This is a genomic window from Pseudomonas sp. A2 (genome assembly GCF_023100865.1).
Lineage (GTDB): Bacteria > Pseudomonadota > Gammaproteobacteria > Pseudomonadales > Pseudomonadaceae > Aquipseudomonas > Aquipseudomonas asiatica.
The window spans coordinates 3848681-3871312 of the sequence record NZ_CP039127.1; the positions used below are offsets into that span (position 1 = coordinate 3848681).

35 protein-coding genes, 1 tRNA gene and 1 pseudogene are annotated in these 22632 nt (G+C 59.2%); 17 read left to right on the plus strand and 20 right to left on the minus strand.

Going from position 1 to position 22632, the window contains the following annotated elements; all coding sequences use genetic code 11:
• Window position 1: 1 nt before the first annotated feature.
• The 13 genes from E5221_RS17870 to E5221_RS17930 form a co-directional block, all read right to left on the minus strand.
• Window positions 2-229 carry a primosomal replication protein PriB/PriC domain protein gene (locus E5221_RS17870; RefSeq protein ID WP_085720418.1) on the minus strand — a complete coding sequence of 76 codons (228 nt, stop codon included), beginning with the start codon at window positions 227-229 and terminating at the stop codon, window positions 2-4.
• A complete protein-coding gene (locus E5221_RS17875) occupies window positions 217-2256 on the minus strand; it encodes a terminase gpA endonuclease subunit (RefSeq protein WP_247846132.1) in 2040 nt (679 codons plus the stop codon). Before E5221_RS17875 ends, E5221_RS17870 begins: the two co-directional genes overlap by 13 nt.
• Entirely contained in the window at window positions 2219-2764 is a 546-nt protein-coding gene (locus E5221_RS17880) for a terminase small subunit (RefSeq protein WP_247846134.1), read from the minus strand. The genes E5221_RS17875 and E5221_RS17880 overlap by 38 nt, the downstream gene beginning before the upstream one ends.
• A gap of 180 nt (window positions 2765-2944) precedes the next feature.
• Window positions 2945-3676, minus strand: coding sequence for a hypothetical protein (locus E5221_RS17885; RefSeq protein ID WP_247846136.1), 732 nt, complete (start codon window positions 3674-3676; stop codon window positions 2945-2947).
• Window positions 3677-3689: 13 nt separating this feature from the next.
• Window positions 3690-4010 (minus strand): phage holin family protein, encoded by a 321-nt coding sequence (locus tag E5221_RS17890; RefSeq protein WP_247846138.1) that lies wholly within the window; start codon window positions 4008-4010, stop codon window positions 3690-3692.
• Window positions 4011-4285: 275 nt separating this feature from the next.
• Window positions 4286-4963 carry a hypothetical protein gene (locus E5221_RS17895; RefSeq protein WP_247846140.1) on the minus strand — a complete coding sequence of 226 codons (678 nt, stop codon included), beginning with the start codon at window positions 4961-4963 and terminating at the stop codon, window positions 4286-4288.
• 62 nt (window positions 4964-5025) lie between these two features.
• A complete protein-coding gene (locus E5221_RS17900) occupies window positions 5026-5415 on the minus strand; it encodes an antiterminator Q family protein (RefSeq protein ID WP_247846141.1) in 390 nt (129 codons plus the stop codon).
• A gap of 4 nt (window positions 5416-5419) precedes the next feature.
• A complete protein-coding gene (locus E5221_RS17905; protein WP_247846143.1) occupies window positions 5420-5749 on the minus strand; it encodes a hypothetical protein in 330 nt (109 codons plus the stop codon).
• The gene (locus E5221_RS17910) at window positions 5712-7037 is read right to left on the minus strand and encodes a site-specific integrase (RefSeq protein WP_247846145.1); all 1326 of its coding nucleotides are present in this window, start codon (window positions 7035-7037) and stop codon (window positions 5712-5714) included. Before E5221_RS17910 ends, E5221_RS17905 begins: the two co-directional genes overlap by 38 nt.
• Window positions 7034-7330: a DUF1364 domain-containing protein gene (locus tag E5221_RS17915; protein ID WP_247846146.1), complete on the minus strand. Its 297-nt coding sequence runs from the start codon at window positions 7328-7330 to the stop codon at window positions 7034-7036. Before E5221_RS17915 ends, E5221_RS17910 begins: the two co-directional genes overlap by 4 nt.
• Window positions 7331-7332: 2 nt before the next feature.
• The gene (locus tag E5221_RS17920) at window positions 7333-8145 is read right to left on the minus strand and encodes an ATP-binding protein (protein ID WP_247846148.1); all 813 of its coding nucleotides are present in this window, start codon (window positions 8143-8145) and stop codon (window positions 7333-7335) included.
• Window positions 8135-8989: a replication protein gene (locus E5221_RS17925; RefSeq protein WP_247846149.1), complete on the minus strand. Its 855-nt coding sequence runs from the start codon at window positions 8987-8989 to the stop codon at window positions 8135-8137. Before E5221_RS17925 ends, E5221_RS17920 begins: the two co-directional genes overlap by 11 nt.
• A gap of 524 nt (window positions 8990-9513) precedes the next feature.
• A complete protein-coding gene (locus E5221_RS17930; protein ID WP_061305822.1) occupies window positions 9514-9753 on the minus strand; it encodes a hypothetical protein in 240 nt (79 codons plus the stop codon).
• Between the two features lie 11 nt (window positions 9754-9764).
• On the opposite strand from E5221_RS17930, the gene E5221_RS17935 reads away from it, so the two are divergent.
• A complete protein-coding gene (locus E5221_RS17935; protein ID WP_247846151.1) occupies window positions 9765-10538 on the plus strand; it encodes a S24 family peptidase in 774 nt (257 codons plus the stop codon).
• A 399-nt stretch (window positions 10539-10937) separates the two neighbouring features.
• On the opposite strand, the gene E5221_RS17940 is transcribed toward E5221_RS17935, so the two are convergent.
• A complete protein-coding gene (locus E5221_RS17940) occupies window positions 10938-11390 on the minus strand; it encodes a hypothetical protein (RefSeq protein WP_247846152.1) in 453 nt (150 codons plus the stop codon).
• An 83-nt stretch (window positions 11391-11473) separates the two neighbouring features.
• Between E5221_RS17940 and E5221_RS17945 the strand changes: the two genes are divergently transcribed.
• The 3 genes and pseudogenes from E5221_RS17945 (at window position 11474) to E5221_RS17955 (ending at window position 12356) form a co-directional block, all read left to right on the plus strand.
• Complete coding sequence (locus tag E5221_RS17945; protein WP_247846153.1) at window positions 11474-11857, plus strand: helix-turn-helix transcriptional regulator; 384 nt, start codon at window positions 11474-11476, stop codon at window positions 11855-11857.
• 18 nt (window positions 11858-11875) lie between these two features.
• Window positions 11876-12127, plus strand: a pseudogene (locus E5221_RS17950) (hypothetical protein); the annotation flags it as partial.
• A 10-nt stretch (window positions 12128-12137) separates the two neighbouring features.
• Window positions 12138-12356, plus strand: coding sequence for a hypothetical protein (locus tag E5221_RS17955; RefSeq protein ID WP_247847771.1), 219 nt, complete (start codon window positions 12138-12140; stop codon window positions 12354-12356).
• A 1-nt stretch (window position 12357) separates the two neighbouring features.
• On the opposite strand, the gene E5221_RS17960 is transcribed toward E5221_RS17955, so the two are convergent.
• On the minus strand, window positions 12358-12882 hold the full coding sequence (locus tag E5221_RS17960) for a hypothetical protein (protein WP_247846154.1): 525 nt from the start codon (window positions 12880-12882) through the stop codon (window positions 12358-12360).
• 29 nt (window positions 12883-12911) lie between these two features.
• Between E5221_RS17960 and E5221_RS17965 the strand changes: the two genes are divergently transcribed.
• A complete protein-coding gene (locus tag E5221_RS17965; RefSeq protein ID WP_247846155.1) occupies window positions 12912-13835 on the plus strand; it encodes a DNA cytosine methyltransferase in 924 nt (307 codons plus the stop codon).
• Window positions 13836-13865: 30 nt separating this feature from the next.
• On the opposite strand, the gene E5221_RS17970 is transcribed toward E5221_RS17965, so the two are convergent.
• Window positions 13866-14510: a hypothetical protein gene (locus tag E5221_RS17970; protein WP_247846156.1), complete on the minus strand. Its 645-nt coding sequence runs from the start codon at window positions 14508-14510 to the stop codon at window positions 13866-13868.
• A gap of 153 nt (window positions 14511-14663) precedes the next feature.
• Between E5221_RS17970 and E5221_RS17975 the strand changes: the two genes are divergently transcribed.
• Window positions 14664-15236: a hypothetical protein gene (locus E5221_RS17975; RefSeq protein ID WP_247846157.1), complete on the plus strand. Its 573-nt coding sequence runs from the start codon at window positions 14664-14666 to the stop codon at window positions 15234-15236.
• Between the two features lie 23 nt (window positions 15237-15259).
• On the opposite strand, the gene E5221_RS17980 is transcribed toward E5221_RS17975, so the two are convergent.
• Both E5221_RS17980 and E5221_RS17985 read right to left on the minus strand, forming a co-directional pair.
• Window positions 15260-15508: a hypothetical protein gene (locus tag E5221_RS17980; RefSeq protein WP_247846158.1), complete on the minus strand. Its 249-nt coding sequence runs from the start codon at window positions 15506-15508 to the stop codon at window positions 15260-15262.
• Between the two features lie 88 nt (window positions 15509-15596).
• Window positions 15597-15896 carry a hypothetical protein gene (locus tag E5221_RS17985; protein WP_247846160.1) on the minus strand — a complete coding sequence of 100 codons (300 nt, stop codon included), beginning with the start codon at window positions 15894-15896 and terminating at the stop codon, window positions 15597-15599.
• A gap of 182 nt (window positions 15897-16078) precedes the next feature.
• Here E5221_RS17985 and E5221_RS17990 point away from each other — a divergent pair, with 182 nt between their 5' ends.
• The 9 genes from E5221_RS17990 to E5221_RS18030 are packed head-to-tail and all read left to right on the plus strand — an operon-like array spanning window position 16079 to window position 19795.
• The gene (locus E5221_RS17990; RefSeq protein ID WP_247846162.1) at window positions 16079-16408 is read left to right on the plus strand and encodes a hypothetical protein; all 330 of its coding nucleotides are present in this window, start codon (window positions 16079-16081) and stop codon (window positions 16406-16408) included.
• The gene (locus E5221_RS17995) at window positions 16405-16656 is read left to right on the plus strand and encodes a hypothetical protein (protein ID WP_247846163.1); all 252 of its coding nucleotides are present in this window, start codon (window positions 16405-16407) and stop codon (window positions 16654-16656) included. The genes E5221_RS17990 and E5221_RS17995 overlap by 4 nt, the downstream gene beginning before the upstream one ends.
• Window positions 16653-17165: a hypothetical protein gene (locus E5221_RS18000; RefSeq protein ID WP_247846165.1), complete on the plus strand. Its 513-nt coding sequence runs from the start codon at window positions 16653-16655 to the stop codon at window positions 17163-17165. The genes E5221_RS17995 and E5221_RS18000 overlap by 4 nt, the downstream gene beginning before the upstream one ends.
• Complete coding sequence (locus tag E5221_RS18005; RefSeq protein ID WP_247846166.1) at window positions 17162-17557, plus strand: phage protein NinX family protein; 396 nt, start codon at window positions 17162-17164, stop codon at window positions 17555-17557. The genes E5221_RS18000 and E5221_RS18005 overlap by 4 nt, the downstream gene beginning before the upstream one ends.
• Window positions 17554-18006: a hypothetical protein gene (locus tag E5221_RS18010; RefSeq protein WP_247846167.1), complete on the plus strand. Its 453-nt coding sequence runs from the start codon at window positions 17554-17556 to the stop codon at window positions 18004-18006. The genes E5221_RS18005 and E5221_RS18010 overlap by 4 nt, the downstream gene beginning before the upstream one ends.
• A gap of 45 nt (window positions 18007-18051) precedes the next feature.
• The gene (locus E5221_RS18015; RefSeq protein ID WP_247846169.1) at window positions 18052-18234 is read left to right on the plus strand and encodes a Lar family restriction alleviation protein; all 183 of its coding nucleotides are present in this window, start codon (window positions 18052-18054) and stop codon (window positions 18232-18234) included.
• Between the two features lie 51 nt (window positions 18235-18285).
• The gene (locus E5221_RS18020; protein ID WP_247846171.1) at window positions 18286-18447 is read left to right on the plus strand and encodes a hypothetical protein; all 162 of its coding nucleotides are present in this window, start codon (window positions 18286-18288) and stop codon (window positions 18445-18447) included.
• Window positions 18448-18486: 39 nt separating this feature from the next.
• The gene (locus E5221_RS18025; RefSeq protein WP_247846172.1) at window positions 18487-18732 is read left to right on the plus strand and encodes a DUF4224 domain-containing protein; all 246 of its coding nucleotides are present in this window, start codon (window positions 18487-18489) and stop codon (window positions 18730-18732) included.
• Between the two features lies 1 nt (window position 18733).
• A complete protein-coding gene (locus E5221_RS18030; protein WP_247846173.1) occupies window positions 18734-19795 on the plus strand; it encodes a tyrosine-type recombinase/integrase in 1062 nt (353 codons plus the stop codon).
• Window positions 19796-19905: 110 nt separating this feature from the next.
• Here the strand turns inward: E5221_RS18030 and E5221_RS18035 are convergent.
• A tRNA-Ser gene (locus tag E5221_RS18035) sits at window positions 19906-19993 on the minus strand.
• A gap of 134 nt (window positions 19994-20127) precedes the next feature.
• Here E5221_RS18035 and E5221_RS18040 point away from each other — a divergent pair.
• Window positions 20128-20799: a Bax inhibitor-1/YccA family protein gene (locus E5221_RS18040; RefSeq protein ID WP_003251184.1), complete on the plus strand. Its 672-nt coding sequence runs from the start codon at window positions 20128-20130 to the stop codon at window positions 20797-20799.
• On the opposite strand, the gene E5221_RS18045 is transcribed toward E5221_RS18040, so the two are convergent.
• Window positions 20780-21004 carry a hypothetical protein gene (locus E5221_RS18045; protein ID WP_167506576.1) on the minus strand — a complete coding sequence of 75 codons (225 nt, stop codon included), beginning with the start codon at window positions 21002-21004 and terminating at the stop codon, window positions 20780-20782. The two genes, E5221_RS18040 and E5221_RS18045, sit on opposite strands and share 20 nt — an antisense overlap.
• Before the next feature lie 83 nt (window positions 21005-21087).
• Here E5221_RS18045 and E5221_RS18050 point away from each other — a divergent pair, with 83 nt between their 5' ends.
• Window positions 21088-22467 carry a uracil-xanthine permease family protein gene (locus E5221_RS18050; RefSeq protein WP_013973275.1) on the plus strand — a complete coding sequence of 460 codons (1380 nt, stop codon included), beginning with the start codon at window positions 21088-21090 and terminating at the stop codon, window positions 22465-22467.
• The last annotated feature ends 165 nt before the right edge of the window (window positions 22468-22632 follow it).

Consider the following 22632-nt stretch of genomic DNA (forward strand, 5'->3'; position numbering starts at 1 on the left):
ATCAGAAGGCCGCCAGGGAATAACCCGGACGCCCCGCGCGCGCTTGAGCGGCCACACGGCGCTCCCAGTACAGTCGGCCGTCACGAATCTGGTTCAGCTCGGCATACACGAAACGGCGACCATTCAAGGTCACATCCTTTCCGCCTGCCACCAGATCGGCCTCGGCCTGCATGTACAGCGCGACCATCTGCTGGGGGGTCAAGGTTTCTACGGCATTTACGTCAGCCATCCGCTTGCTCCTGTTTCAACCCAGCCGCCGGCGGCAGGCTGGTGGTCTGGTTGCGGCGCCACCGGCGCCGGCGACGGCGGAAGTGCCGGCGCTGGTGGTTCGTCCGGCTCGTCCGTTGGTGGTGGTTCTGCTGGCACCTCCCACTCCCCCGTTTCCGGGTTCTGGCTGGCCAGCAGGTCGAGGTCGAGACCGAACTTCTCTTGACTGATCCGCAGCGCCGCCAGGGCGTACACAAAGCAGTCGAGCGCTTCGTTACGTTTCTTGCTGGCATCCCAGCGCAGCACGCGCCGCCCTTTCACCAGCACCCACTTTTTGGTTTCGCTGGTCAGCTGCTTAAGCTCGTCGTCGTCGCAAATCGAATCGTCGGCCGGGAAGTGGATCAGGCCCGGCACCGGACGATTGCCGTCCGGCTGAAGCTTGAGGCGGTTGTAAATGACCTCTTTGGCGTTGTCGGTGCCGACCTCGGTCAGGTAGGTTTTCGACGCCTTGTGTTTCTTCTTGGGCCAGTTGGCAATGGGCTTGCCGTAGGTGCTGGCCCCGAAAATCGGGATTACCCAGTGCAAGCCATGCGTGCGACTTTGCGCCCGTACCGTTTCCGAGTGGTGACCACCGGAGTCCCAGCACCAGCGCATGACGCCCATCTTGGTGCCGTCGGCACGGGTGAGTTGCCGGTGCAGCTCGCGCTTGACCCGCTCCAACAGCACTGCACTGGCCGGGTCTCCGTAGAGGATGAACCGATAGACCAGCCAGCTTTCCTCGCCCGCACCCCAGGCCCATACCCGACCCTCATAACGGTCGTCCTGGGTGTCAATACTCCCGGTAAGCGCAACAGCACGGCCTGGCACTTGCGATCCGTAGACCTCACGGCGGTCGCGCAACTGCTCCCAGTCGACTTTCTCGGTAAGGTCTTCTTCCCACGGCTCGCCGAGTGTGGTGTTGACGAAGGTCTTTAGCTTGCCTCGGTCCTTGCCGGCCTTGACGCGCTCGTCGGCAATCTTCACCCAGGTGGTGAAGGTCGAATAGATCGTCCAGATATGGAACGTGACGCGGCGCGGCGTGCGCATCGGCGTATCATCAGCCCCAAACCACTCCATGCTGTCGCGCGTCCAGATGCCGGTCCGCTCGCAGATGTAGCGACCGAACTGTGAGGCCGCCATCATTTCGTGGTGCTCAAAGGTGCAGCCGTTACCGGACTCGCATAGGTACCACGCCTTGTCGACCTGCCCCAGGGCGTCCTTGGTCCACTTGAGCCCGTAAGGCTCATCCGGCCCACCAAATTTCAAGGTTTGTTCGGTCTTGCAGTGCGGACAGCGAATGTGGAAGCGCAGCAGGTAGGGCGACTCCTCCGCCGCCCGCGTGATCTGGCAACTACCGGCCAGCTTAGGCGTGGACCCGCGAATCGACTTCGGGAAGGTCGCGCCCTCTAGACGCTTATCACCCAGGAACGTGGGCGAGCCCTCGCCCTGGATATCCGCATCGAAACTCGAAAGCTCGTCATAGCCGACTTCATCGGGGCTTTTCTCCCGGTAGTTGCCGGCCGCCTTGCCGCCCATCCACCACAGCACCTTGCGGTTCTCGAAAGTCTTTTGGTCCTCGGTGTTGTCCTTGTGCTTTTTGCCGAACCAGGGCGCCATGGCTTTGATCACCGGCACATCACGAATCATCGTGTCGATGTGCTTTTTCATGATGCCCTTGGCGTCGTCGTCCGTCGGGCTCCACATGCACACGCTGCGTTTCTTGTGCTTGAGCTTGTAGGCGATGTTCGCCACCAGCATCTTGGTGTAGCCAACCCGCGCCGACTTCGGCAGGTTCAGCTCATGAATCAGGTCGTTGCCCATGGCGTTGAGCAACGCTACCTGGAACCACTCAGTGGTCCATTTGCCCTCGCCGTATGAGGACTCGGAGGACATGTAGAAATATTCGTCGGCCCATTCGACAGCTGTCATGGGCGGGTCGACTTCTAGGTTCTTCAGTCCACGCCGGACAGCCTCAACCAGGTCCCTCATCCAGGGAGGCGATGTATTCATCCAAAAGCTCCGGTATGCGGTCAGCCAAACCAGCAGCAGCGTTACGCGTAACGGCAATCTCGGTTTCGACCGCCTCCAAGTGGCGCACACTGATATCGGGGTGCGCGCGCTTGACGTTCTTGTGCACGGTGTTGAGGGTCGAGGCCAGTTGCGCCGACAGACTTGCCAGGGCAAACACCATGAAACCGACCGGGACCAGCTCCTTGTCGCCCACCCGGTTTTTGCGGGCTTGGGCGTCCGCTTGTTCCTTGGTCAGGCGCAGCCGCTCCAGATCAATCTTGTAACCAATGAGCGGGTCGACCTCGTCGGCTCCGGGTTGGTGTTTGCCGCTGTGATGCTGCAGCCGGTTCGCCAGGACGCACTTGGTGTCAAAGAACACCTCTTTGCCGATCTTGCCGACGGGCTGGACGCCCCATTTATCAAAGGCCTGGACGGAAATTCCGAGGCTCGCGGCCATGCGCGACTTGTTGAGCCAGTACGGCTCACGGGTAATGGATTGATTAGCCATAGTCGAAACAACAACCAACCTCTGAATTTGGGTCATACGTAGCGAAAGAGCGGGGCCCGAATTACCCCCTAGCCCTGGTGGGTCCGGGAGGACCCGTTGGCCGGGGGTGGGGGTGGGCCAGGCACGGGGCCGGCGGCCGCCCCAAGGGGGTGGCTGGGGCCTGTCGCGCCTCGCGCGACCTCACTTCGCGGTCAGGATCGCCTCACGCAGCGCGCTGGCCAGCTCGGCCTGCCCGTGCGCCTTGGCGATGTTCTCGGCGATCTTGAAGAAGGGGAACATCACCCGGTAATGCGGCGCGCTATCGGTGTAGAGGAACACCGGCGCGACCTGCTTACGCGCCTTGCGCTCCCATACACCGGTGTCTTCGCCGACCGTACCAACAAAGTAGCGCTCGGCATTGCCCTTGCGCTTACTGCGCTTGCTGCCCGTGGCGTTGGCCTGGTGGCCGCGCCGACTCTCGGCAGCGCCAAGGCCCGACAGGATGCGGGTCATCACACCGCGCGAGACGTTGCCGTACTGGTTCAACAGGTCAGGATTGGGCACGGCGTACTGCCCGGCCTTCATCAGGGCGTGCGCAATCAGCGACTTCTCGAAGCGCTTGTGCGGCCGTTGCCCGCCCTGCACCGCCTGCTGCAGGTAGGTGTCTGCGGGTATGCCCGTGGTCCATTGATCCTTGAACCAGACTTTCGCGCCGCGACTCTTGGTCGCCGCCTGGGCAAACAGGCTGCGCATGGTTGTCGGCGTAGGCCGATCCAGGCGTTTGCCCATGACCTCGGTAATTCCAGGTTTGATGCGCTTGGTGGCTAACCGCGTCTGCGCGAGCATCAGGGCGAAGGGCAGCTGCTTCCGCTGAATGTCCGAAATTTCACGCGCTAGAGGCGCACTGTCGATATCCAATTTCAGATCGATCATTCCGCCCTCCGGCTTACTTCTCGGGCTGAACACCAGCGCGCTTGGCCAGGAACTGTGTATACAGCCCGCCCGCCACGTCTGCACCAATCACTGCGATAACGATGCCCAACCCTGCAGCGAGATAAAGGTTGCTCCAAAGGGCCATCGCAAGCAGTAGAGTTGCCATACCGAGCAAGCCAGACGCAAGAAAGCGAAGTGCGACCCGCTGCAGAATCTGACGCAGACTCAATTCGGCCCCCGAGGCCCGCAGCATTTCCCCGGACAGTCCGGCCATGCTCAATAACACCAATAGCCACAGGGGCACATCAGCAAGCGCCTGATGCTCATTGTTCATCTGCATTCCTCAATTTAGGTCGACCCCTACGTCACTGTCATCCGCTGAGAGCTAGGAGCAGGCATGGGGCCGAAAACGAGAAAGCCCAGCACGATGGCTGGGCTTGAAAAAAGGTACAAAAAAACCGGCTCAATGGCCGGCTTTTGAAATGCGTCGCGCTGCGTACACAGCAACACACGCTGCTATAAAAACATATTTATTCCGCACGGAAAAGCTTTGTCACTCAAATTCTGCTTTTGCGCCACTCCGTCCAGCTTTTTCAAAAGCTGTAAATCCTAGCTGGCCCTTTTCAGCCCAACATCTTCCTTCATCTTTAACCAAGCCGTGTCGAGAACCTCGTTTGCTTTCTCATTCAACTTATTGACTTCAGAGGTAAGCCCAGCCATCTTTCCGGACTTAAGAATTGTGTCGCATGCCACCATCAGCTCGACCAATTCCCTTTCCAGTTTTTTCTTATGATTCAACATTAGACTTATAGAAGCCTGAACCCTTATAACCTCACCATAAACGGAGTCAGATTCAGCCGAGTTCAAGTAACCGGAATCCCTATCCACCTTGTAGTGAATTATTGCAATCTTTGAAATATATTCAGAAACCTTTTCTCTCAGCTCGCTTCGCCACTCATGCCTAAAATTAGCAGCAGTAGCCTTTATTTGATTTTGCTGAACTTTATATGCAAAATACCCCACAAGAAACGTGGCGCAAATACTTGCAATACCAATTAAAGCTGTAGCAACTACAACGGGCCAATCTGTTTCAGACTCGAGTTTAACAGAAAGTACGCTAGGCGATTTTATGACTTCAGCTTTCGTCTCTGCTCGATAAAAATCCTGGACTGGAAGCAGGCCAGAGTAAAACTGTATTTTGCCTTCGTATCCGGCGCCTACAGAGGCCGTATCACCCGCAGTACTCAACATCTGTTGCGACATATTCTCAACCATTAAATCAAGCATGATGACGTATTGGCATTATCATGCCACAGGTTACTCAAATAGCAACGGGTGACCGCCTCGGCTTAGGCCGCAGATCGCGTCGACTCGGTAGCGCAATCTATCCAGGCGACACCCGCTCTAGCCAGTTCCCTCGCCTTACCTTCACTCATACCATAGTGTTTTCCGATTCGTAGCATTGGCCATTTGGCACCGTAGTAGAGCCAAATGATGTCGCCCATCTGCTGGTCTCGCCGGGTAAGTCTCGCAACAGCAGCGTCGATCGCGATGGCCCACTCATCGGTGATGCAGTAGTTATTGCTTACCGATGGCTGTGGCACAGCTTGCCGCATGAGCGCAAAAGTAGGCGAAATGTAGTTCGGCACTCCGCTTCCATCCATCCGCCACCACCCCCATTGTTCCAGTAAATACTCGGTATCCCCCAATGGCCGACCCGCTGGCTTTCTAATCATCATGTTCTCAATCCCCTGTGTAATTTGTGCCGCCCGCCCCCAGGCGGTTCGATTCTTGGTATTGCTGTTGCGGGCCGGCTACTTTGACTGGCCCAACCAGCGCCTCAATTTGTCTCTGCGCCTGCTGCAATTTAAAACTCAGCTGAGTCACCAGCTCCTCAAGCGGAAGCACCAACTTGGACCCCTCAATAACCCAACCTGAACCATTGCAGTCGGCGCACACCAGCTCATAAAACACCCCCTTCACGACCGCCCTGCCCTTGCATACCGGACATTGAACTAGGTCAAAGCGCGGTCGTTTAAAGCCATCCTGAAGACGGTTTTTCACGTTCTGCATTCTCCCCTGTAACTAATTCTCTGATTGGGCTGCGCGCCTTGCGCGGTTTGGCCTGCGGGCCTTCGTGAGGAATTGCGGATTGCACGCCCGTCAACCCGTGAACCGACGCAAACCCAATCCCGTCTAACCACTCATGCCATTGTTCCAGGGCCTCTCGTCGCAGGCCGTTGCCCTTCGTTTTGATGTAGGTATCAGCAACTTTCCCGAGCGAGTGGTTGAGCAGCATTTCGCCAATAAACCCGTCCACCCCCATGTCGAGCCAAGCGGTGCGCGCCACCTTCCGCAGGTCGTGGCTTGACCATTCGCGACTGGCCAAGCGACGGAATACCGACGAGGCCTTGCTGGCACTCATGGGCTGCCCTTTGCGGCCTGGGAACAGGTACTTGCCGGCATACCCGCTTTCGAGCTGGATGGCACGGTACCGGCGCAGTAGAGCACACACTTGCGGAGTCAGCGGCAATCGGTGCTCGGTGCGCGTCTTGGTGCGTTTGGCTGGAATGAACCACTCTGCGTGCCCCAGGGCGAAGTCAGCCCATTCTGCTTGTCGGCTCTCGCCCACCCGGGTGCCGTGGCAGATCATCAGCAGTGCCAGCATGGCGTCGACGGGCGAGGAGCCGAATAGGGCTCCCAGCGCAGGCATAACCTCTCGTAGGTGGTCGGCGCGGAGTCGGCCGTCCTTTGGCGAAATCTTGGTCTTGATGAAGTTCGTGAATTTCATCTCAGCCATGGGATTGCTGGGGATCAGCCCAAGCGCCCGCGCCGTGCTCACAGCCAGGCTCAACACCCTGAAAATCTGCCGAACGTAGGACGTGGAGCATTCAGCCTGGAGCGGCCACATCAGCGACTTGTCCAGCACTGCTGGGGTCAGAGCGAGTATCGGCAACTCGCCAAGGCGGGGCTGCAAGTGCTTATCGACCACCGTGCGAACGGTGCTCTTCCACGAATCGGACAGCGAGGCGTCACTTGCAACTCGGTCCTTGAACCAGGCCAGCAGGTCGCTGAACGTCACCAGGCCAGCCAATGCAACCATCTCATCCGGGCGGCCAAGCAAGCGCTGCCGCAGGCCAGGCAACTCGGCGAGGATGGCCGCAGGACCATACTCAGGGAAGCGTGCGAGCCGATTCCACTTGCGGCGAACAACCAGGAACCACGTTCCAGCCTGTCGGCTCTGGTCAAATCGAAACCTCAAGCCCGGGTGGCGCGGGTCTCGTAGGTCGCGCACTCCGAGCACTGAGGACTGCCGTCGGATCTCGGCATCGGACAGCTTCACCGCCACAGTTGCACTCATGCCGAAACCAGCCCCTCACGCAGCAGCAGGGCCTGGGTACGCATGACGCCCTCGGCGTGGTACTGCCTGGCCTGGTCGCGACCGATGTCGCTACGGCGACCATCACAAGCATCGTGGCAGGCGCTGCAGGCCCAGGCGCCCTGCAGGTCGTTCGGCTTGTATCCAACACCGCAGGTGCCGGCCATGCGGTAGTGCGCCAGGACGGTGGTTTCCGGGTTGCCGTTGCACACGCCCGGGATGCGCACCTGGCACTCCCGGCCGCGCGCGGCCTTGGTCAGCTTGGTTTGCCGCATGGTCAGGCCACCTCCTTGCCGCGGTGCGATTCCCACTCGAAGGGCACAATCACCCCGCCACCTTCGCGCAGGCGGTCGTAGCACCGTTCGCCCATCGCGTGACGCAGCTGGCTCGCATCCAGGTTGGAAATTACCACCGTGGGGCGCATTTGCTCGTAGCGCCCGTTGATGATTGAAAACAGGGTGGTCAGCTCGAATTCACTGGGCTGCTCCTTGCTGACCCCTACCTCGTCCAGGACCAGCAGCGACGGCTCGATCAGGCTGGACAGGATGTCGGCCTCTGACTGCTCGCTATGCCGGTCGTAGGTCGCCCGGATGGATTGCAGGACGGCGCCGACTGTGCGGTACACGGCCGTTGCCGAGGTGTTGCGCATCAGCTCGTTGGCCATGCCGGCGCCCAGATGGGTCTTGCCGGTACCGACCTTGCCCAGCAGCATCAGGCAACGACCGGTGCGCTCAATTTCCGAGAAAGCTGCCACGTAGCGGGTGCAGTAGGCCAAGGCTTTGCGCTGCCCTTCGTGCTCGACGCGGTAATTGGCCAGGGTGCGGTCGGCGAAGCGCTTGGGGATCAGCGCCGAACCCAGCTTGCGGGTCATCGCCTCACGCTTCAGGCGGGTGTCCTCTGCCAGCTGTTTGGCTTCGCGCTCGGCAACGGCCGCTTTCTCGCACACAGGGCAGCGCCCGACGATTTCGCGGCCCATCAGCATGGTTACACGCTGCTCGAAGTCGCCGTGATGCTCGCAGTGCGCGGGCTGGACGCGGAAACCCGCGGCGTTTCTCACCTCGGACATGGTGATCACCGATTCAGATCGCATAGGTACCGTCCTCTCGCTCGGCCAGGCCGGCGGTGTAGTCGCGGTCGTCGAAGCCGTGGTGACGGCTGTGGGGTTTAGCCTGGGCAGGCAACTGCGCACTGATGCGCTTGGTGACCCATTCCACCTCGAAGCCGCGCCATCCGTTCTCGACGGCGACTTCCAGGGCTTGGGCGGGCTGGATGCCGAACGCCTTGCACTGCTCCAGCTTGAGATTGAGGCCTGCCCAAATGCGGGCCGTCACTGGGGCCTTGGCGGCCTTGCGAACCGTCAGGTAGTCAGCGATCAGCGACTCATCCAGGCCGTGTGGATTGTCGGCCAGCATGGCGACCTTCCCGAACGGCGCTTTGCGGTCAGCTTTGGCCGGCGCCGGCAGCTCATCGCTGGGGGGGCATGTATTTTCTTCCGAAGGAAGAAATACATAGGGGGTTAGATTCTTAGAATAAAGAAGGGAGTCGGCGGTTTTGGTCTGTTTCGACTCGGAGCCGATTCGGACCACTTCAGCCGAGTCGGCTGTTTTGGTCTGTTTCGGATCAACGTATATCCAGTCCTTCGGTTCATTCACGCCGATGTCGCCCCGGGCACCACCCTCACGGAACAGCACGCGCCGACGCAGCAGGCTTGAGACCGCCTTGGAGACCGTGTCAGGATGAGCGTTGATGGCTTTGGCGATATCGGTCGCAGGGATGCGTTGAGCACCTGCCCCGAAGTTGATCGTGGCCTTGGCCACGTACAGCACAATCTTCATCTCCCGGGCCGGGAGATCGATAGCCAGCAGGCCATCCATGAGCTGGTTGTCCATCCGGGTGAACCCCCTGGACTTGTCAAGTGGGACGATGTTTGTCATGCTCTAATCTCGTTTGAAGCTGTAGAAAGAGCCGCCCCGCCAGGCGGCTTTTTTATGCCTGCAATTCAGGCGTTATGGGTGTCCGGCACATCCGTGGTAGCTTTTTGCTTCCACACGAAAAGGTCCAAGGAGACCGGACATGAAAGTTGAAGGGACTATTGCCGCGGCGAATCTGAACATCGGTCGATATGTTGTGAGGTCGCCTGCGGGCTACCTGGTGATGGATTTGATGCACGGGGTACTAAACCTCCGAGACGTTGTGAGTTTCGATCCCACACATCTCGGTCCGGCTTGGTTGATAAACCGCACCACCGGAGAGCCCGTCGAAGTCTGCGTCGAAGCACTTCTTTCAACCCTACGAGCAGCAGCAGCTCTAGCGGAGAGTAGATAACCCCGTTCTGGAAGTGCCCCCCAAACCAGGCTCGCTTAGCGAAGCGCCAAATTATCTTCATCGCCACCCTCCTACTGGTTAAATTCACAGCTGGTTCAGATCACTACTAGCGGAATGCCAGTCCTCGCATACTTCACGCAGACGACTTGGCCGGAGCGATGTCAGCCAGTAGTTGTTTGGCCTTGAATGGCTTGCCGTTTGTTTTTGCCAATTCGGCGATTTTTTCCGCGTAGCGGGTCTCGCCCGTGTATTCGGTGCGTGGTAGGCAGCCAGAGGCCAGCCATTTGTAAACAGCACGCGGGGTTTTCTCGCAGACGACCGACACAGCGAAGACTCCGCCGGCATCGTCGATCGCCTTCTTGAGTGCCGTCATAGGGCCTCCAGGTGAAATATGAACTGTCAGTACATACTATGTCGGAACTGAAAGTACATGCAAGCGCATGCGATATTGAACCCATGGTTCATATCGAAGAAATCAGGGCGGCCTTCGCGACTCGCCTCAAGCAAGCGCTTGCCGCCAGCGACATCCCTGCATGGGGTGCAGGTGCGCGTCTTGCTTCAATCGCTAGCGTCACCCCGAAGGCGGCCAGCAAATGGCTTAATGGGGAATCCATGCCTGGCGGCGTGAAGATGCTTGCACTCGCCACCGCGCTCAAAGTGCGCCTTGAGTGGCTGGAGTACGGAAAGGGCGAGATGGTCGATGAAAGGCCAGCGTTCGACGCTAACGTTGAGCCGTCTGCGGGTCCGGTGCGTTATTACAAATACCCTGAAATCAGCTGGGTACAGGCCGGGATGCCTATGGAAGCTATTGAGCTATCGAACGTAGCCTCCTGCGAGGTGCACCCTTCCGACGCCTGGGCGGGCCCTAATGGCTTCTGGCTAAAGGTTAAAGGTCCATCGATGACGTCCCCGAACGGCATGTCCTTCTCTGAAGGCATGGTCATCCTAGTGGCTCCCGGCTTCGATGTAGAGCACGGCCAATATGTGGTCGCGAAGCTCATTGACTCCAACGAGGCAACATTCAAGCAGTTCATATGGGATTCAGGGAAGGCATACCTGAAGCCCTTAAATCCCGCATTCCCAACAGTCGAGATGGACGGCGAATGGTGCCTAGTGGGGCGCGTGGTTGACGCCAAGTGGCCGCGTTCCGCCCTCTAGTCAACTTTTAGCAAGACTTCGAGAGCCCGCTTCTGGCGGGCTTTTTTTCGCTCAAAAGAAATTTATGTACTTTTGGTACTTGACCAATGTGAACCATAGGTACATATTTGCCTCGTCGCCGGATCGACACCGGCCAGCAACGAAGGCAGCGATGGACAGGCCTCAACGGTCCAGAGGGGTGGCAACTGCCCCGGGCGTGCAGCGTAAAGCGCCAATGCAGTTTCCCAGCGGGTGAGCGCCGCGGCTGGGTAGAACAAAACGAGTGCGAACTGGACTAGGGCCAGGTGGTAATCAAGGCGCACATAAGTTTTCGGTCGACGCCAGTAGCGGACCGACAACGGAAAGCATCACTGAAGCGCCCGGCGCGTCCGGGCGCTTTGGGATGCGGACCATATTCAATCAGCGTCGCTTGCCCAGGCTTGGAGCCCCACCCCTGACGAAGTGGACGCTAGCAAATGGGGTTGAGTGATCAGGGCCTGACGGCAAGTAGGTCTGATCCAGATCCTTTGCGCAAACCTTGCAAAGGGTTGGAGGGCGTTCCCAATCTGCGTGAATTTTGAATTTTGACTTGCACCGCCAGCACACTTTCTCGATCCATTTCGAAGCGACAGCAGGCTGTTTCACCTTAGGCGCCTTCAGAGACCAGGGCCCCTTTCCGGCCTGCTTGTTGGCCTTTATAGCCGCCTTTGCGGCAGCCTTAGACGCCTTGCGGCTCTGCTTGGCGTTTGGATGGCCTTTGGCGAGCTTCTGCAGCTCAATGATTTTATCGAGCAGAGCAAACTCGTCGCGAAGCTGCAGAGTTACCTCATCCAGTTCTGGCTTGAGCTGCTCCTTTCGATCTTCGGCGTCCATATGGAACCCCTCCCCCTGATCATCCCGCGAGGGTAGCAATTTGCCTCCATCTCGCGCCAGCTCATACCCAACGAGATCACATCATGGACACGATCACTACCGGCGCATGGATAGGCCATCTTGGCCGTGGCCTGGCGCCTCGCGAACTGCAATGCCTTCTTGACGTTGCCCAAGGATTCACGACGAAGGAAATCGCCAGGCACTTCGGCATCAGCGAAAGCGGCGTCGAGAAGCGCATCTGCGATGCCATGTTCAAGCTCGGCGTTGCCCGCCGGGCTGCTGCAGTGGCCGAAGCCATGCGCCGCAACATTATCAGCCCGCTCTGCATCCTGCTCGCCAGCCTCATCGCCATGCATGCGGTGATCGACGACAGCGACCCCATGCGCCGTGACCGCCGGGCTCCGGAGCGCCGCACCGCCCAAGTTCGAATCGTTCGCAAGGCCGAGACCTTCGGATATCACGCCTGACCCACCCGAGGATCATCCATGCAGACAGCAATGCACCCTGCTTTCGAGCAGAAGCTTGCCGTGCTCGCGGCCCTGCTCGAGCGCAGTAAGTCAGTTAGGGCCGAGGCGCACGCCAAGGCCAGCCAATCAGCCCCGCGCTACCAGGCTTCTGGCAACGGCGCGACGTGGGATGTGGTGGAGATCGCAACCGGGAGGAAGCAAGGCTTCGCCTACAGCTACCGGACGGCGATGCTGTTTGTGGATGCCATGGAAGCAGGCGCAGCAAGCAAGGTGGCCCGCAATGATCGGCCTGCCAGTTCCAGGCAGCCGGGCCGCAATTCTGGCCCAGCTCAATGCCAGCATCGACGGCTTCGGCGGAGGCAGTGCTGTTCAAACCTTGCCCAAGTTCGAGTATGTGCCGCATCGACCACACTATGCCCTTGAGCCAGTTCGCGCCTCAGCAGGCGCACAGGTAAGCAAACGTGCCGCGGCACGGATGCAGCGCATCGGGGCCATCTGATCTACATGCCACGCTTTGGCAGCCTATCTTTCAACCTACTTTCTTTAGCTTCCGAAGTAGGAATAACTTTTTCTTTAGCATCTATAAACCTCTGAAGTCTCAGATACCACATCTGCACACCAAATACGAATAGACCCAAGAACAAACCACTAAACAGCTTATAGCGCGTTAGAAGTTCATCCAACCTCTTCGAGCGTTCTGAGCGTGCTTTAACCGTGGCAGTGATGACCCCCAGCGCAACTTCAAAACCCTGAACTTTACTCATGTGAGCATCGTATTCCTTCAATAGTCTTTCTCGGCGCGTCGCTTGGCTTTCATCAAGACTCTTCAGAGTGCGCTCCAAGTACTCCTTTTGGTTTGTATATGATTTGACTGTTGCGCTAAGCTCAGCAATCTTAATCTGATCATCTTCGACCTTCGCATACAACTCATCGTATCGTCTGTGCGAATCGAAGTAGATAAATATAAACCCTATAAGTCCCGATATCGCGATGAACTTGTAAAGACTATCAGTAGGCGCTTGCATTGATTTACCATTTATTTTGGAGTCACCTTATGGTAACAGCAATCGATCTATTTGCCGGGCTCGGCGGATGGAGCACCGGCGCGCGCGCCGCAGGCGTCCAGGTTCTCTGGGCGGCAAATCACTGGCCGGTGGCCGTTGAATGGCACAGCGCCAACCATCCCGACACGCAGCACGTTTGCCAAGACTTGCACCAGGCACGCTGGGAGCAGGTGCCGGCACACGACATCCTGCTCGCCTCGCCCTGCTGCCAGGGTCATGCCAAGGCCCGCGGCAAGAAGTCAGGCAACCCTGAGCACGACGCCTCGCGCTCCACGGCCTGGGCGCCAGTGTCGGCACTTGAGTTCCACCGGCCACAGGCGGCAGTGATCGAGAACGTTCCGGAGTTCACCGACTGGCTGCTCTACCCGGCTTGGCTGCAGGCCATCCAAGCGATGGGCTATCAGTGTGCGCCACACATCGTGGACTGCGCGGACCTCGGCGTGCCGCAGCACCGGGTGCGCCTGTTCATGGTCCTGACGCGCAGCAGGGCCCCGCTGATGCTTCAACTGCAGCGCGAGCGGCATGTGCCGGCAAGCAGCTTCCTCGACTTCGACGCCGGCCGCTGGTCGCCGATCGAGAAACCAGGCCGGGCCCAGGCCACCCTCGACCGGGTGCGCAACGGGCGCCAGCGCTTCGGCGACCGGTTCATCATGCCCTACTACGGCAAAGGCTCCGGCACCACCGGCCGCGACATCAACCGGCCGATCGGCACCATCACCACCCTGGACCGCTGGGCCCTAGTCGACGGTGACCGCATGCGAATGCTAAGCGCCAGCGAGGCCCTGGCCGCGATGTCGTTCCCGGCTGACACCCTGCGGCCGGACAACCACCGGCTGACCATGCATATGGCCGGCAACGCGGTACCGCCGCTGGCCGGGCAGCGAGTGATCGAGGCATTACTTAGGGCAGGATAACCCCCTTGCTTACGCGTCTCAATATTGGCGTTAGTTTAGGCTGATACCGACTCCACAATTATGGAGGCTACACAACGTAAATTCAGACCAGTTGCTGCCGTCAGTGGATACCGAAAGTGTATCTTCATTGCCTTTCAGAAAATAGCCTTCAAACTGCATATCAACCCGCTCAATAACTAGCGCATGGGGCGGACATACCTTTAACTGCAACGCAATGTCACCAAGACCACGACGAATTGTCACTCTTGCGCCCTCGACCTCTACGTCCCAATTTTCATCGCCAGCATACCAAACATTGTCAACGATCTTCAGGGTGGTCGCTCCGGTGACATCAGATAACAGGCCAGACAAAAGTACCGGACCACCCTCCTCTACAGGAGGGCGGAAGGAAAGGACGTCTACACCATGGATTTGAATCAACACGCCGCAATTAAAAAAACTTACGCCTGCAAATTTTACATCAATAGGTTCTGGCCCAAAGTCAAATAATTCAGAAGCAAATCCTTGCTGCTTGCACTTCGGTTTTTTGTTTGCTCTAGCGACAGTATCCGCTGAAAGTGTCCCGCGCGCCCGCTTCTGGTTGCACTGCATACATAACAGCGTCATCCCTTTAGGATTGTGCTCTCTGGCATCTTTGAAGTCCGGATCAAAATGCTCGTAGTCATAATAAGCCAACCCACATATAACGCATCCAAATCCACATCTACTCCGAATTTCGCGGCGGACATCCTGCGGGACATAGCGTCCGAGGCCGTACTGATTTCGCTCTCCCATCCCAGCCCCCAAACTGCCCAAATAAAACCGAAATATAGACCGCGAGGTATCCCCATGCCCACAGAAAACCGATCCAGCAACACCGACCCACGCGATGTGTTCATCAGGCTCAACCCGCTCGGCCTTTGCGAGGCGGAGCTGCGCAAGGACAGCACCGGATTCGAAGACCAGCGCACCCACAGCGACTACCTGCTGTTCCTGGCGGGCTACCGCGAAACGCATGCAGAGCCGCAGCCCCACCCCGAGCCTATAGCCTGGATGGTTGGTACTGCCTTCTGGTGGATCAAAGAAGAGGCAGAGCGGGATGCGGCGGCGACTGGGCTGCCAGTTGTCCCTGTTGGGCCGTCGGTATCCATCTCTGACGGATACTGCCTGATGCCCAAGCGACTCACGGCCGAGAACGGCGCCAAAGCCCTGCTGCTCGGTGAGTTCAAGCTGGAGGTCACCCGCGAATGCCCTGAATGCCTGGAACTTCAAGATTCAGCAGAAGGCTGCGAGATCTGCGATGGAGAGGGTGAATACGCCCAGCGGCACATGATTCCATGGGGTCTAATCAAGTTTATTTACAGCAAGGCCGTGACGGGTCTCGCTCTCCAGCCGCATTCCAGACCGCAGGAAAAATCCTGACAGGAGAACACTTGTACTCCGCCTTACGCCGCTGGTCCGCGCATAAACGAAACGTAGTGCCGCACCAAGCCCTGCGCCGCCTCAACAGCTTCTTCGACCGATCCATAGTTCGATGACACCTTCATGGTGTGCGCCCAGCTATCACTGAACCGGATGGTAATGGTCATTTGATCCGGGCCTGGTGCTTCAGGGGTCATGCAGGTCATCTCGATGGTGGCGATATATCCGTGATACTCGTACTTGACTGTTCTTGGATGAGGGTCGACGTACAACTCTCTAGCCTCCTGCTTCGGTGCATTGACTGTAGACCATCGGTCAAGGGCAACTATTTAGCTCAACCCCGCATAACCCCTACCCCCTCTATTCAGAGCAGGCAACCTGGTCGAATTTTGGGTGGGTGTCTGTGGCAATGCGGCGAGCCCGTCCTACGCCCCAGGCTAAAGCCCTGGTCATTGATTCACCGGGACGGGAGTCGAACGCCTCTTCATGAAGGGCCATGCCACTCGCGGCATATACCCCGATGAACATCTGCGTGTTACCTGCCCGCGACAGTCGCACCTGGACATCTATGTGCGTTCCATCGCTGAGGGTCTCGTCATGAGTGCGGTGGTGAAGCGAAGGGTCAGCCCATTTCCAGAAAACTTCACCGCGAATCCTCATGTCGACCTCCTACGACTTTAGTTGTATGCCACGGGTGAACTCTCACCATAGCTAAGGCCAGGTGGCACGCAACCGCGGAATCCTAGTTTGAGAACTGAATCGGACCACCGGCCGACTTTCTTGAACCGAACCCAACCCCTTGTACAACTGACTGCCGCGATATGGCGGCCAAGGACGAAGTCATGCCTGAAGAAAAGCAACTGATCCAGCCGCTGCAGGTTGAGCGCGATGAATACGGCTTCTGGACCCACCCGGCCTGGCCGGACGACGGCGACGAATGCGCGCTTCCGTTTAGCTGGTTCGGTGAACACGGCCTGGAGTACTGCGTGGTCGAGATGGAAAACGACGGCCCGGAAGAACTGAATGCGGAATGGCTCGACGCCAGCGGCGACTATGACTGCACGCCCTGGCAGCCAAGCAAGCCGGTCGGTGATGGCTGGTTCACCTTCTCGATCCACGACACCGAAGACGGCCCCGTTTGCGTGTGGGTCCGCCACAAGGTGGTGGCATGACCCGCCTCGCCCTCTGTCTCCTGCTGCTGGCCACCGGCGCCAGCGCAACCGAGAACGTCATCGACGTGCAGCACGACAGCCAGCGCGACGTCACCTGCTACCTGCTCAATGGGGTCGGCACCAGCTGCATCCCCGACAGCCAGCTGCAGGCCTGCAACGAGCGCCAGCTCTCCCCGCAAGAAACCCAACCCGAACCCACACCCGCTCTGGCGCCTGGGCGCTGGATTGATGAGAGGTATCAGCTGTGACAGAAGACGACATCATCAAGCTGTCGGCGAAGGCCATGGGCTTCGAGCTGGAGTACCGGCGCGGCAGTGACGCCTTCTACTACGACGACCCCGAGACGGGCCGCGAGGTTTGGCTGCCAATGCAGGATGACCGGCAGACGATGCTCATCATCGCAAAGCTCAGGATGGACATCTGCTGCTTGCACCACCTCGCTCGCGCCACAGCGCATGTGCCGTATGTCGGCTTCAAACAAAGTGAGGTGTCGCATGCAGACGAACCCGGTGGCCGGAGGAGTGCGCTGCGCTTGGCAGTGGCAACAGTGGCAGCCAAGTATGGCCAGGGAATGCTCGACGGCGGGACAGACGAGCGAGTTCTGGGGCATTTGCTTGGCATCGAAGGCTCAACCGCCCACGCCATGCGCGGCGCGATCCGAGAGTCTCGCGAGGAGATCAGCAAGGCGTGCCAGCGCCTGAAGCGAAAGGGGCTGGTGACCAACAAAGGGCCTTTCTGGCAGGCGGTGCAGCGATGACCGAACTGATCGAAGTGAAGACAGCCAACCTTGTAGGCGAGCAGCTGGCATGGGCTGTCGGCAAGGCGGAAGGTCTGGACGTTAGGCTGGCACCACCAGGCTATAACGGGGTGCCTTGGCGCGTATTCGTCCGCTACACAGGCGAGGTGACCGTGCACGATGCTCGCTTCGACCCGTACGAAAACTGGGCGGTGGGCGGCCCGCTGATCGACAAGCACCACGGTAGCGCCCAGCACTTCCACGGACTGGCCGAGGACGCCTGCTACAGCGGCGGGCCAGCGGGCGCAGAGGCCTGGAGCTACGGCCCTACCGCGCTTGTCGCGTTCTGCCGCGGCCTCGTCCACTACAAGCTCGGCGATACGGTCCAGGTGCCGAAGGAGCTGATGCCATGAGCAAGCGCGCCGTTCACATGTACGAGTGGGATGGCGGTACCGAGTCCGATCAAGACCCTCCAGAGGACGTGCTGTGCGGTACCGATGGCGAAATGCAAGACGAGCAGTTGGCAAGCGACTGGCAACACGTCACCTGCAAGCGCTGCCTCAGGCTCCGGGCAAAGCAGCTGGCCAGGTGGGCTGCCGAGGAGCGAGACCAGAAGGTCAAGCTGTTCGACGAGGCCCAGGCCATCACCATCGAGCTCGGCTATCGCAACATCTCCACTGCCATCAAGGCGCTGCGGAAGGACGCCGAGCGTTACCGAGTTCTCCGGCAGGCCGACGTAGACACCATTCACAACGGAGGCCTGTTCGCCGGCCTGACGCCCGACAACGTGGTGATCAACGGCCTCGATCTGGACATTCACACAGACGCAGTGATCGCATCACGAAAGGAGGCACGCCCATGATCCCGCCCCTGATGTACATGGCCTACTTGATCTACGGGGGCCGCAATGAGTGACGAACTGAAACCCTGCCCGAAGTGCGGAAGTGAAAACCTGGAGCTCGACAGTAGCTCCTACCTCAGCCTGAGCTGGGTCATCTGCAACGATTGCGAATTCAAGCTCCAGAAGAAGGTTCCTGAGGAGAACATCTGGCGGCACTGGAACAAGATCAAGCCTGACGCGAACACCTAACCCCTCCCCCAACTACTCAAGCCCGCCGACATGCGCGGTCGAGGATGACCTATGTCCGACATCACCGTGAAGTGCTCCCGGTGCCGCAATCAGCACAAGGAGAGCGAGCGTGTGCTCGCGCCCTGCAAATGGCTCAAAGGCGCCAGCACCATGGTGTGCCCGCGCTGCAGGGCAACCAGCTACTACCGCGTCGAGCCTGCGCCAGCAGCCTGAACACCAACCTGCCGCCACCGGCGGCGTGGAGACCATCCCATGGAAATCGAGATCCTTTCGGACGAAGAGCTGGCCGACCTGACCGGTTACAAGGCCAGGGGCTGGCAGCGCCGCTGGCTCAACGAGCGCGGCTGGCACTTCGTCGAGAGCCGCGGCGGCCGGCCCCTGGTGGGTCGCCAATATGCCCGCATGAAACTGGGCGTAACCCTTGAAGTGGTGCCGCTGGCACCGCCGCCCCCTCCACCCGTACCAGCTTGGACGCCAGATTTTTCAAAGGTGAGGTGATATGCGCCCCCGTAGCACAGAGAACAGGGATTTGCCGCCGGGCGTGTACCGGCGCAAGCGCACCAGCAAGAGCAAGAAGAACCCGAACAAGGCGTGGATCAGCTACTACTACCGTGACAAGGACGGCAAGGAAATCGCCCTAGGCACGGACCTCAGTCTGGCCCGGATGAAATGGGCCGAGCTGGAGGCCCGGGAAAAACCGCGTGACTTGCTGCTGATGGGAGCGATCTTTGATCGCTATGAGCGAGACATTATCCCCAAGAAGGGCGAGCGCACGCAGAAAGACAACCTTGCAGAGCTCCGGCAGCTGCGGCCGTTTTTCGAAAAAGCACCCATCGAGGCCATTACGCCAGCGCTTGTCGCCCAGTACCGAGATGCACGCTCGGCGCCGGTGCGTGCAAATAGGGAGATCGCCCTTCTATCGCACGTGTACAACATGGCGCGGGAATGGGGGCTCACCTCCAAAGAGAACCCATGTCAGGGCGTTCGCAAGAACAAGGAAGTGCCCAGGGACTTCTATGCGAACGATGCGATCTGGAAAGCGGTTTACGCAAAAGCGGTGGGTGAGCTGAAGGACGCCATGGACCTGGCTTATTTGACGGGCCAGCGTCCGGCGGACGTGCTGGTGATGAGAAAGGATGACATCGAGGATAAAGCCCTCGGCGTGAAACAGAAGAAGACCCACAAGAAGCTGAGGATCATGCTCGAGGTGGACGGGGTCGAAAGCGGCCTGGGCGCCCTGATCCGCAAGATACTGGAGCGGAACGCGCCGCACGGCTCACCGTATCTCCTGCTGACCGAGTCGGGAAAACGTGTTACAGCCGCCATGCTCCGTCATCGCTGGGACGATGCCCGGGAGGAAGCCGTGAAAGAAGCGGTAGCGGCAGGCGATCAGGTGCTGGCTGGCCGTATTAGCCAGTTCCAGTTCCGTGACATCCGCCCGAAAGCTGCATCCGAAATCGTCGATGTCGACCACGCCAGCCTGCTGCTGGGCCACACCAAGGGCGACATCACCGAGCGGGTATATCGCCGAGTTGGGGCCCTGGCGAAACCGACCAAGTAAGAAAGTATCGGAAGCGCTTCCGAAATAAACCATTCCCAAGGGTGTTCCCACGGATAGTTTTTCTATGTCCCAGAAACGCAAAAAGCCCTGAATAATCAGGGCTTTGAATATGGCGGAAGCGTAGAGATTCGAACTCTAGGATAGTTGCCCATCGACGGTTTTCAAGACCGTTGCCTTAAACCACTCGGCCACGCTTCCAGCTCGTTTTGCGGCCGCCATAATACCGTAATGAAACAAGCTGTCAAACTCTCTGTGTCGCGGGTTGCGGGAGCTCTGATAGACTCCTAGCATCTGAACGTTTGAAAACCACAGGTTTACCAAGGAGTGTCGCCATGCGCGAACAGGATTACGCCGTACACCACGGCCAGCAGGTCGAGCAGCAGGAGATCAGCAAGGTCCTGCGCAACACATACAGCCTGCTGGCGCTCACCCTCGCCTTCAGCGGTGTCATGGCCTTCGTGGCCCAGCAGATGCGCGTCGGCTACCCGAACGTGTTCGTGGTGCTGATCGGCTTCTACGGGTTGTTCTTCCTTACCAACAAGCTTCGTGATTCGGCCTGGGGGCTGGTGTCCACCTTCGCCCTCACCGGTTTCATGGGCTTTATCCTCGGCCCCATCCTCAACCGTTACCTGGGCATGGCCGGTGGCGCCGAGGTGGTCAGCTCGGCATTTGCCATGACTGCCTTGGTGTTCGGCGGCCTGTCGGCTTATGTGCTGATTACCCGCAAGGACATGAGCTTCCTCAGCGGCTTCATCACTGCGGGCTTCTTTGTCCTGCTCGGTGCTGTCGTGGCCAGCTTCTTCTTCCAGATCAGCGGCCTGCAACTGGCGATCAGCGCTGGCTTCGTGCTGTTCTCGTCGGTCTGCATCCTGTTCCAGACCAGCGCGATCATTCACGGTGGCGAGCGTAACTACATCATGGCGACCATCAGCCTGTATGTGTCGATCTACAACCTGTTTGTCAGCCTGCTGCAGCTGTTTGGCATCATGGGTCGTGATGACTGATTGATTGCTGCAAGAGAAAGCCCGCTTCGGCGGGCTTTTTTTGTGGGAGCGGGTTCACCCGCGAACACCGGCGCAGCCGGTGCCAGGCACCGCGTTGGTTTCTTCGCGGGTGAACCCGCTCCCACAGGGTCCGCGCAGGATTCAGGCCAAAAGCACCAATAATTGACCATAAAGTCAGATAACCGGGCGAATGGTCGTCGATCATGCCGCCATCGTGCTTTTCTCTACCCCAATTCGCCATCACCCCGTAGAATGCGCTCCTTTTTTCTTCCGGGGCAGCTTTTCGCAATGAGCTCACACGAACACAGCCCAGGCGCGGCGGCGCCTGCCAATGAACTGGTGCTTGGCCTGGAGGACAAGCCACGGCTGTTGATCGGCCTGCTGGCAGCACTGCAGCACCTGCTGGCGATCATCGTGCCGATCGTCACCCCTGGCCTGCTGATTTGCCAGGCGCTGGGGGTTTCCGCACGTGATACCAACCTGATCGTCTCCATGTCGCTGGTCATCTCGGGTATCGCCACCTTCGTCCAGTGCAAACGCTTCGGGCCGTTCGGTGCCGGGCTGCTGATCGTCCAGGGCACCAGCTTCAACTTCGTCGGCCCGCTGATCGCCGGCGGGGCGCTTATGGTCAAGCAAGGTACGCCGGTAGAAGGCGTGATGGCGGCCATCTTTGGCGTGGTAATCGCCGGCTCGTTCGTCGAGATGGGCGTGTCGCGCATCCTGCCCTTCGTCAAACGCCTGATTACCCCGCTGGTAACCGGCATCGTGGTGCTGATGATCGGCCTGACCCTGATCAAGGTCGGCCTGATCAGCATGGGTGGCGGCTTCGGCGCCATGGCCAATGGCACCTTCGCCAATGGCGAGAACCTGCTGCTGTCGGGCGTGGTGCTGGCGATCATCGTCATCCTCAACCGCATCCCGGTGGTGTGGATGCGCAGCTGCGCCATCGTTATCGCCCTGGCGGTCGGTTATGCGCTGGCCGGCTACCTGGGCCGCCTGGATTTCACCGGCATGCACGAAGCCGCGCTGTTCCAAGTGCCGACGCCGCTGCACTTCGGCCTGGGTTTCTCCTGGGCACTGTTCATCCCGATGCTGGTGATCTACCTGGTAACTTCGCTGGAAGCCATCGGTGACGTCACCGCCACCAGCAAGGTGTCGCGCCAGCCGGTCGAAGGGCCGGTGTGGATGCAGCGGATCAAGGGCGGTGTGCTGGTGAACGGGGCCAACTCGCTGCTGGCCGGTTTGTTCAACACCTTCCCGAGCTCGATCTTTGCCCAGAACAATGGCGTGATTCAGCTGACGGGGATCGCCAGCCGCCATATCGGTATGTGGATTGCCGTGATGCTGGTGCTGCTGGGGCTGTTCCCGAGCGTTGCCGGGGTGATCCAGGCGGTGCCGGAGCCGGTGCTGGGTGGTGCGGCCATGGTCATGTTCGGGGCGGTTGCGGCTTCGGGGATCAATATCCTGGCCAGCACTCGCCTGGACCGTCGCGCCCTGCTGATCATCGCTGTATCCCTGGCCCTGGGCCTGGGTGTGGCGCAGGTGCCGGAGTTCCTGGCGCACATGCCGGCGGCGATTCGCAATGTGCTGGAGTCGGGCGTGGCTACCGGGGGTATCTGTGCCCTGGTGTTGAACTGGTTCTTGCCGGAGAGCAAGGAACAGGCTTGAGCCTGGAGTCCTTCTGTCAGGGCCATGGGGCTGCTTTGCAGCCCGTCGCGACACAAGGCCGCTCCTACACGAAGCCGCGTAGACCTGAAGATTGGTGCAAGACCAAAAGCCCGCCCCGCCATGCACAAGCGGGCGCGGGCTTTTTTGCTTTATCATGGCACCATT